The organism is Brevundimonas sp. FG8 (genome assembly GCF_057808845.1).
In genome coordinates this window covers 25,965-33,289 of sequence record NZ_JBMDIU010000018.1, presented here as the reverse complement: position 1 = coordinate 33,289, position 7,325 = coordinate 25,965, and the positions used below count along the sequence as shown (strand labels likewise).

Here is a 7,325-nt window from a genome sequence, read left to right as displayed (position 1 = left end):
CAGGTTTTCAACCTGAAAAGAGGGGTTCGATTCCCCTAGGGACTGCCACGCGGGGTTAGCCTTTCAAAGGCTTCTGGTCTGAACAGGCCGCCCCCTCCAGGACATTTCGAACCGCTTTTCCGCACAGTCAACGCGACTAGCCTCGTCGTGTCCGCCATCCGGTTTCAGGATGAGGCAGGGACGCTGTCGTCAGATTGGGGATTGGCCTGCGGGATGGGCTCGGCTATATCGCCGCTTCCCCGCGCCGCGGTCCCTTCGTCTATCGGTTAGGACGTCAGGTTTTCAACCTGAAAAGAGGGGTTCGATTCCCCTAGGGACTGCCACGCGGGGGCTTCTCCCCACATCGCCGACAGACTCGCCCCCGCCGCCGGATGCGTCGGGTCCGGATCAACATGGCCGTGGCGCGCGCGGAGAGATGTGTGGGGCAGGGTTGAACGATCACCGCCATACAACTTCGAAAAATGGACATTTTTCGCTTTTCAGGGGTTCAAAGAACCGTGTTAAATAAGCCGTGCCCGTACTGATCCCGGGCAGGGGGAAAGTTGTGTCGGACTACGAGGTTGGGGAGGCGGCGGTCGCGGTGCGTATCGCCGGACGGGTCAAATGGTTCGATCCCGGTAAGGGATACGGCTTCATCGTACCTGACGATCCGGGGCTGACGGATCTCAAGGACGTGCTCCTCCACATCTCCAGCCTGCGGGACAGCGGGCATGAGACCGCCGCCGAGGGCGCGCCGATCTCCTGTGACTGCGTGCGCCGTCCGAAGGGCTGGCAGGTGACCGAAATCGTGGAGCTGGGCGCGGGCGATCCGGCCGCCGCCGCCGCGCCGCCCGCGCGGCGGAACGGCTATGACAGTCTGCGCCAGCAGGGGGCCGCGCCTCCGGCGGGCTCCGGCGGTCCGCTGGAGCCCGCCGTGGTCAAATGGTTCAATCGCACCAAGGGCTACGGATTCGTGGTGCGCGACGGACAGGCCGGCGATATCTTCGTCCATGTCGAAACGCTGCGGCGCTGCGGGCTGGACGATCTTCTGCCCGGAGAGCCGGTTTCGGTGCGGTTCGCCGATGGCCCCAAGGGGCTGGTGGTCGCTGAAATCAGAATGGGCGGATAAGGTATCCGCCCTCGTGCAAGGGCGGATGCGTATGATCTATCGTCGTGGAATTCTGGCGGCCATCGCGGGCGCCCTGCTGCTGGCTGGTTGCGCCATGGGCACGCCCAAGGGGGCGAACGGCGAGCCGATGGAGCCGCTGTCGATCACCACCTCGACCGGCGAGCACAAATTCATGGTCGAGATCGCCGATGACGACGCCGAGCGTCAACGCGGCCTGATGGAGCGCCCGCCGCTGGCCGATGATCGCGGCATGCTGTTCCAGTTCCCGGACGTGGCCGAGCGCGGTTTCTGGATGCACAACACGCCCAGCCCGCTGGACATCCTCTATCTCGACCCGCACGGACGCATCGTCTCGATCGTCAAGAACGCGGCGCCGAACAACGACACGGTCCTGCCGTCCAACGGTCCGGCCATGGGCGTGCTGGAACTGCGTGGCGGCCGCTCGGACGAGATCGGCGCCAAGCCGGGCGACAAGGTTCATCACCCCTTCTTCGCGGAATAAGCACGCGGCGCATTGCGGTCGGGGGCGGCGCGTGGCAAGACGCGCCGCTCTGGATCGGAGTGTGGCGCAGCCTGGTAGCGCATCTGTTTTGGGAGCAGAGGGTCGGAGGTTCGAATCCTCTCACTCCGACCAGAGTTTACGGGGTCAGAAGATCCCCACGGCCCCATCGGCCCACACCAGCAGCACAGCGCCGATCAGGACCGCCGCCAGCACCAGACGGCCGGTCAGGTCGCGCACCTTCCACGCCGCCAGTTCGAACAGCGCGCCCGCGCCGACCAGCAGGATGGCCGCGAACAGGAAATCGGTCGCGGTCCAGGCGACCTCGCTGGTGAACTGCATCGCGATCAGCGGCAGCACGAGAAGGGCGGCGATTCCGCCCCAAAGTCCGACCCGCCACAGCGGCACGCCCGCTCTGTCACTGGTCCTGGTCATGTCCGTCATCCCCGGCCTCATCCCTCAAGGTGTCGATGACCACTCATGCGCTGTCCGGGCGCAAGAGGCATGTGGAGATTCGAAGGATTTTCCGCGCAGGCGGCGTTGCGGAGCCCATCCGCCTTGATCCTGATGCCGAAGGCTTTTAGGACGCGGAGACCGGTTTCGGCCGGACGAATGAGGATTCCGATGGCCATCGCTCGCATCTACCGCCCCGCCAAGACCGCCATGCAGTCCGGCAAGGCCAAGTCGAGAGACTGGCGGCTGGAGTTCGAACCGGCCTCGGCCCGCACCATCGACCCGCTGATGGGCTGGACCTCCTCGTCGGACATGAACGGTCAGGTCCGCCTGACCTTCGACACCAGGGAAGAGGCCGTCGCCTACGCCGAGCGCCACGGCATCGCCTTCCGCCTGCACGAGCCGCAGGAGCCGCCGGTGATCATCAAGGCCTACGCCGACAACTTCGCCACCAACCGCAAGCAGTCGTGGACGCACTGACTGCGCAGCGGTCAGTGCTTCTTTGTTGGGCCTGTCGCCTATCGGCTACTTGAGGCCATTTCTGTTTGGCCTACCGCGCTTCGCGCGACTTGAGGCCGGACGACCGTGCAGCCCTTGAGCCATTTTGGTCTTACGGGTACGGCCTTGCCATCCCTTCAGCGCCCTTAGCTCAGCTGGATAGAGCACCCGCCTTCTAAGCGGACGGTCGCAGGTTCGAATCCTGCAGGGCGCGCCAGGGTTTCAGCGGGATCGGCCTGAAAAGTTTTACACGGCCGGCGGGTGCTCACGCCGAAAGCGGACTCTCTGAATGACCGCTAAGGGTAGAAAGCTGACTTCCGCAGAGCTAGCATCGGCAGATCACGATGCCGGGGGATGAGTGGACGGTCGATCAATCTACGGGGACCCACTGCTCTGGTGGACGCTCCTTGCCTTCGTAGTGTGCGCATCAGGATCAGCTCGCTGGTCGGCACGCGGCGCCATCGCGGGCCTGTTGGGCGGCTGCTTGCTCGCAGTTCTTATTTGGGCAGGTTTGGCCGCCGCCTCATTCATGTCTTCGGGAGCCGCATCGTCAGATTTCAAGTTTGTCCTCTGGGCCGGTTTGTTGATGGTGGCCGGCTTGCTGAGTGGCTCATGGCTTGTCGTCGGCTGTGTGGGCGCGGCATTCGGTTTGACGCTAAGGGCGGCATTTTTGCGATTTTGGCGAACGAAGCCGAAATCAATCTAGTCCGCTCTGGGTCGAAAGCGGACATTGGCGTCCTTGAAGTTTTGCACCCCGTCCGTCGGTTTAGCGCTGGCGAGGTGAGATAACGCGCGGTTTTACACCTAAGGCGCTGAAATTTCGGACTATCGCACTATCTTCTAAGCGGACGGTCGCAGGTTCGAATCCTGCAGGGCGCGCCAGGGTTTGAGCGGGATTGCGGCTGATGGTTTTACAGCCGGTTTTACATCTGCTCAGCTGACCTCGCACAGAGCGGAGCATCGCACTCTCGCTAGGACCGGGGAGAGGAGAGTTCAGTTCGCGATGACGCCTGTTGAACCGTTCGCCCTGACGATCCAGTGGACCGAGCCTCCGCCAGTGCTCGACTGGAGCGCCGTGCGTATCTGGGAGCTGAAGGAACTCGACTACGATTTTCAGGGCGCGGTCGTGGACGCGCTCGAAGCCTTGGGACGACCGGATTTCTGCATAGATTGGGCAGGGGTGCGCTTGACCCTTTGCTGGGACGATTTGGCCATCAATCTTTCTGACCTGATCCAATTCGGTCGCTGGCTGATCTGGCCGACAGGAGCCCGGAAGTTCGGCATTTACGAACGGGGCTTCGATGTGACTTTCAATGCCGTGTTGAACGGTGAAGACGTTACACTGGATGCAGAGTGGTTGAACGCCTACCGCGTGCCCGTCGAGAGCTTGGCCCCGCGTGTCATCGTCAGCCGGGAAGTGGTGATCCGGAAGGTGGGCGGGCTATTGGGGCAGATCGAGCGGCTGCTGCTCGCTGACCATAAGGTCTATGCGCCGCTATCGTTCGGCTGCCGGTTCCTGTCATCATCAGATGATGCGGCGGACTATCAGGCTGACGTTGACCATTTGTAGCTGATGAAGCTGTCGTCGGTTTCGATGAGCAGCTTTTCCTCGATGAAATGCTCATTGTTCGGAATTGGCCAACAAGCCCAGTCGCACGGCTCAGGCGCATCGATGCCCGCAAACCGTTTCAGGTAAGACAGAACTTGTCTGTGGCCGAGTATCGCGTTGAGCGGTTGTGAGGCGGGCAATGTCGGAGCGAGCCCGGCCAATGCGCCGGCAAGATCGTCAACGCGCCCCTTCGGCAATATCGCCGGGCTGAGATTCCCGCATCCGACACTGGCAGCAAATGCAGCGACTGTCGGAACCCATTCCGATCGGCGCGCTGTTGCGATCTCCAGATGTTCTTCAGTCTGGGGGTTATCGAATTCAAACTGGTCGACTTCGATTGTTTTCATGTGCCTGAGTTTTTGAAGGCGCCGGAGCCATTGTGGTCACGGCTGGAAGGATATGCCGTTCGTAACGGTTACCCCGGCCCGCTCCTCCGTGACATCCCATTCGAACACTTCGCCGGTCGTCTTGCTGACGGCGAACCAGCCCATGCTGGTGCTGCCGCAGACCGCTTCCTTGCAATGGGCGTAGAGGGCGAGGGGGTAGTAGCCGTTCGCCTCACCCAGCTTTTCGCAATGCGCGACATGGCTGGTCGGGAGGCCTCTTAGCTCAGTGACCTTCTGTGTGGCGATGTCGCAGGCGGCCTCGGCGCTGGCTATCGGCTGCGGCTTCGCGCAGCCGGTCGAGGACAAGGCCAGAAGCGCCAGACAGGCTGCCGAAACCGCGCTCATCGTTCGCCCCTGAATCATCGTCGCGAACAAGGATCGCTCAGGTCGCCGCCGCCGTCCACGCCGTCAGCCCGACCTCCAGATCGGCGATCAGATCCGCAGGGTCTTCCAGCCCCACATGCAGGCGCAGCAGTTCGCCCGCCAGCTTCGGCGGTGATCCGCGCATCGCCAATTGCGCGGTCTCGTGGGTGATCAGGCTTTCGAAGCCGCCCCAGGAATAGCCGAGGCCGAACAGGCTGAGGGCCGACATCAGGGCGTGGGCAGCGGCCGTGTCGCCGCCCTTCATCACCAGTCCGAACAGGGACGCGGCGCCTGTGTAGTCGCGGCTCCACAAGTCATGAGCGGGTGAGCCGGGCAGGGCGGGCCACATCACGTCGGCGACCTCGGGCCGGGCCTTGAGCCAGTCGGCGACGATCCGCGCCGAGCGGGCCTGTTCGGCATAGCGCAAGGGCAGGGTGCGCAGGCCGCGCAGGGCCAGCCAGGCGTCGTCGGAGGTGACGCGCCAGCCATGGTCCTCAATCGTCTCGAAGATCGGTTTGCCGACGATGTCATCGGCGACGGCGATGGAGCCCATCAGCAGGTCGGAGTGGCCGCCCGCGTACTTCGTCAGGGCCTGAACGCTGACATCGACGCCATGGGCCAGAGGCTTGAAGGCCAGGCCCGCGCCCCAGGTGTTGTCCATGATCGTCAGGACACCGCGTTCACGACAGGCGGCGGCGAGCGCGGGGACGTCCTGCATCTCGAACGTCAGGGAGCCGGGCGACTCGATCAGCATCACCTTCGTCCGGTCGGTCACGGCGGACAGGATGGCTTCGGTCCCGGCCTCGGCGGGGTGGAAAATGGTGTCGATCCCGCGCGGGCGCAGGTGGCGGTGCAGGAAGCGGCGGGTGGGGCCGTACAGGGCGTCGGTCGTCAGCACCTGATCGCCGGGCTGGAGCAGGGCGGTCAGGGGCACGGTGACGGCGGCGAGGCCGGACGGGACCAGCCAGACGTCGGAAGCCCCCTCCAATTCGGCCAGCGCCGCGCGCAGTGCGCGGCCGGCGGACAGATCCTCGATGCCGTAGGTCGGGCCGATGGAGCCGTCCCGCATGGCGGACGGCGAATCGTTGAGCAGGGTCGAGGCCCGCTCGACCGGCGGGGAGACCGGGCGACGGCCGAGCCCGGGGCCTGATGTGCGGCGGGTGGCCCCGGCGATCAGGCGCGTGCGGTCGGAACGGTCGGTCATGGGGGCTCGCGGGGTTGCGGTTCAGGGCTCAAAGGCCTCTAAAAGGGGCGGGGCGCAAGTCTGGCGGACACACTGACGAGGCGCGGCATGCGAACAGGCGGGATGAAGGTTCGGACGGCGGCGATGGCGCTGGTCCTGACGCTGGCGGTCGCCGCCTGCGGACGGGGCGCGCGCGAGGATGACGCCGCGGACGAGACCGTCGCAACCGCCCCGACCGAAGCCCCGGCCTTTGACAGCCCGACCCTGCAGGCGGTGAAGCGGCGCGGCCGCCTGAACTGCGGCGTGCATGAAGGTTTGGTCGGCTTCGCCTACACCGACAATCGCGGCCAGTGGCGCGGCTTCGACGCCGACTTCTGCCGGGCGCTGGCGGCCGCGGTGCTGGGCGATGCGAACGCGGTGCGCTTCGTGCCTCTGACCACCAGCCAGCGGTTCGACGCCCTGCGCGCGGGCCGGGTCGACGTGCTTTGGCGTGAGACGTCGTGGACCCTGTCGCGCGAGGCGCAGGAGGGCGTGCGCTTCGCCGGGATCAACTATTACGACGGTCAGGGCTTCCTGGTCCGGCGGTCGCTGAACCTGTCCAGCGCGACGGAGCTGAACGGCGCGCGCATCTGTGTGCAGCGGGCCTCGACCAGCGAGCTCAATCTGGCGGACTGGTTCCGTGCGCGCGGCATCGCCTACACGCCCGTCGTCACCGACAATGAGGAGGCGGCGCGCGAGGCCTATGCGAAGGAAGACTGCGACGCCTTCAGCGCCGACATTTCCGCACTGGCCGCCGCCCGGACCCTGCTGCCCGATCCGGATCAGCACGCCATCCTGCCGGAGGTGATCTCCAAGGAACCGTTGGGCCCGGCCGTGAAGCGGGGCGACGAAGCCTGGACCTCGGTGGTGCGCTGGACCCTGAACGGCCTGATCCTGGCCGAGGAACTGGGCGTCACGCGCCAGAACGTCGGCGCCCTGGCCGCTGAAAGCCGTGATCCGGCGGTCCGGCGTCTGCTGGGCGTGGAGGGCGACTTCGGCCCCATGCTGGGCCTGTCCAAATCCTGGCTGAAGAATGCGCTGGAGGCGGAAGGCAATTACGGCGAAATCTTCGCGCGCAATATCGGCCCGGATTCGTCGCTCGATCTGGAGCGGGGCCTCAATGCGCAATGGAACCAGCGGCCTGCCGGGTTGATCTACGGCCTGCCCATCCGATAACCACACGGCTC

General features: G+C 65.0%; 9 protein-coding genes and 3 tRNA genes. 8 read left to right on the top strand and 4 right to left on the bottom strand.

The window, feature by feature from the left end:
- The first annotated feature begins 248 nt into the window (after positions 1-248).
- The 4 genes from ACODRV_RS17220 (at position 249) to ACODRV_RS17205 (ending at position 1,742) form a co-directional block, all read left to right on the top strand.
- Positions 249-323: transfer RNA gene (locus tag ACODRV_RS17220), tRNA-Glu, on the top strand.
- A 221-nt stretch (positions 324-544) separates the two neighbouring features.
- Positions 545-1,108 (top strand): cold-shock protein, encoded by a 564-nt coding sequence (locus tag ACODRV_RS17215; protein WP_141626903.1) that lies wholly within the window; start codon positions 545-547, stop codon positions 1,106-1,108.
- Between the two features lie 25 nt (positions 1,109-1,133).
- Positions 1,134-1,610, top strand: a complete 477-nt coding sequence (locus ACODRV_RS17210; RefSeq protein ID WP_168196820.1) for a DUF192 domain-containing protein — start codon at positions 1,134-1,136, stop codon at positions 1,608-1,610.
- A gap of 55 nt (positions 1,611-1,665) precedes the next feature.
- Positions 1,666-1,742, top strand: a tRNA-Pro gene (locus tag ACODRV_RS17205).
- 12 nt (positions 1,743-1,754) lie between these two features.
- Here the strand turns inward: ACODRV_RS17205 and ACODRV_RS17200 are convergent.
- The gene (locus ACODRV_RS17200) at positions 1,755-2,042 is read right to left on the bottom strand and encodes a hypothetical protein (RefSeq protein ID WP_240811604.1); all 288 of its coding nucleotides are present in this window, start codon (positions 2,040-2,042) and stop codon (positions 1,755-1,757) included.
- Positions 2,043-2,231: 189 nt separating this feature from the next.
- Between ACODRV_RS17200 and ACODRV_RS17195 the strand changes: the two genes are divergently transcribed.
- The 3 genes from ACODRV_RS17195 (at position 2,232) to ACODRV_RS17185 (ending at position 4,128) form a co-directional block, all read left to right on the top strand.
- Positions 2,232-2,540 (top strand): ETC complex I subunit, encoded by a 309-nt coding sequence (locus ACODRV_RS17195; RefSeq protein ID WP_141626901.1) that lies wholly within the window; start codon positions 2,232-2,234, stop codon positions 2,538-2,540.
- Positions 2,541-2,698: 158 nt separating this feature from the next.
- A tRNA-Arg gene (locus ACODRV_RS17190) sits at positions 2,699-2,775 on the top strand.
- A gap of 786 nt (positions 2,776-3,561) precedes the next feature.
- Complete coding sequence (locus ACODRV_RS17185; RefSeq protein WP_488909156.1) at positions 3,562-4,128, top strand: hypothetical protein; 567 nt, start codon at positions 3,562-3,564, stop codon at positions 4,126-4,128.
- Here ACODRV_RS17185 and ACODRV_RS17180 read toward each other — a convergent pair.
- Genes ACODRV_RS17180 through metC form a run of 3 tightly spaced genes read right to left on the bottom strand, consistent with a single transcriptional unit; the run spans position 4,104 to position 6,120 of the window.
- Entirely contained in the window at positions 4,104-4,514 is a 411-nt protein-coding gene (locus tag ACODRV_RS17180) for a hypothetical protein (RefSeq protein WP_488909155.1), read from the bottom strand. The two genes, ACODRV_RS17185 and ACODRV_RS17180, sit on opposite strands and share 25 nt — an antisense overlap.
- A 36-nt stretch (positions 4,515-4,550) precedes the next feature.
- Positions 4,551-4,928, bottom strand: coding sequence for a hypothetical protein (locus tag ACODRV_RS17175; protein WP_488909154.1), 378 nt, complete (start codon positions 4,926-4,928; stop codon positions 4,551-4,553).
- A gap of 7 nt (positions 4,929-4,935) precedes the next feature.
- Complete coding sequence (metC, locus tag ACODRV_RS17170; RefSeq protein ID WP_488909153.1) at positions 4,936-6,120, bottom strand: cystathionine beta-lyase; 1,185 nt, start codon at positions 6,118-6,120, stop codon at positions 4,936-4,938.
- 102 nt (positions 6,121-6,222) lie between these two features.
- On the opposite strand from metC, the gene ACODRV_RS17165 reads away from it, so the two are divergent.
- On the top strand, positions 6,223-7,314 hold the full coding sequence (locus tag ACODRV_RS17165) for an amino acid ABC transporter substrate-binding protein (RefSeq protein WP_141626897.1): 1,092 nt from the start codon (positions 6,223-6,225) through the stop codon (positions 7,312-7,314).
- The last annotated feature ends 11 nt before the right edge of the window (positions 7,315-7,325 follow it).

Coding starts and splice junctions, on each gene's coding strand:
- ACODRV_RS17210 (WP_168196820.1), top strand. CDS start 1,134: ATGCGTATGATCTATCGTCGTGGAATTCTGGCGGCCATCGCGGGCGCC.
- ACODRV_RS17200 (WP_240811604.1), bottom strand. CDS start 2,042: ATGACCAGGACCAGTGACAGAGCGGGCGTGCCGCTGTGGCGGGTCGGA.
- ACODRV_RS17195 (WP_141626901.1), top strand. CDS start 2,232: ATGGCCATCGCTCGCATCTACCGCCCCGCCAAGACCGCCATGCAGTCC.
- ACODRV_RS17185 (WP_488909156.1), top strand. CDS start 3,562: ATGACGCCTGTTGAACCGTTCGCCCTGACGATCCAGTGGACCGAGCCT.
- ACODRV_RS17180 (WP_488909155.1), bottom strand. CDS start 4,514: ATGAAAACAATCGAAGTCGACCAGTTTGAATTCGATAACCCCCAGACT.
- metC (WP_488909153.1), bottom strand. CDS start 6,120: ATGACCGACCGTTCCGACCGCACGCGCCTGATCGCCGGGGCCACCCGC.
- ACODRV_RS17165 (WP_141626897.1), top strand. CDS start 6,223: ATGAAGGTTCGGACGGCGGCGATGGCGCTGGTCCTGACGCTGGCGGTC.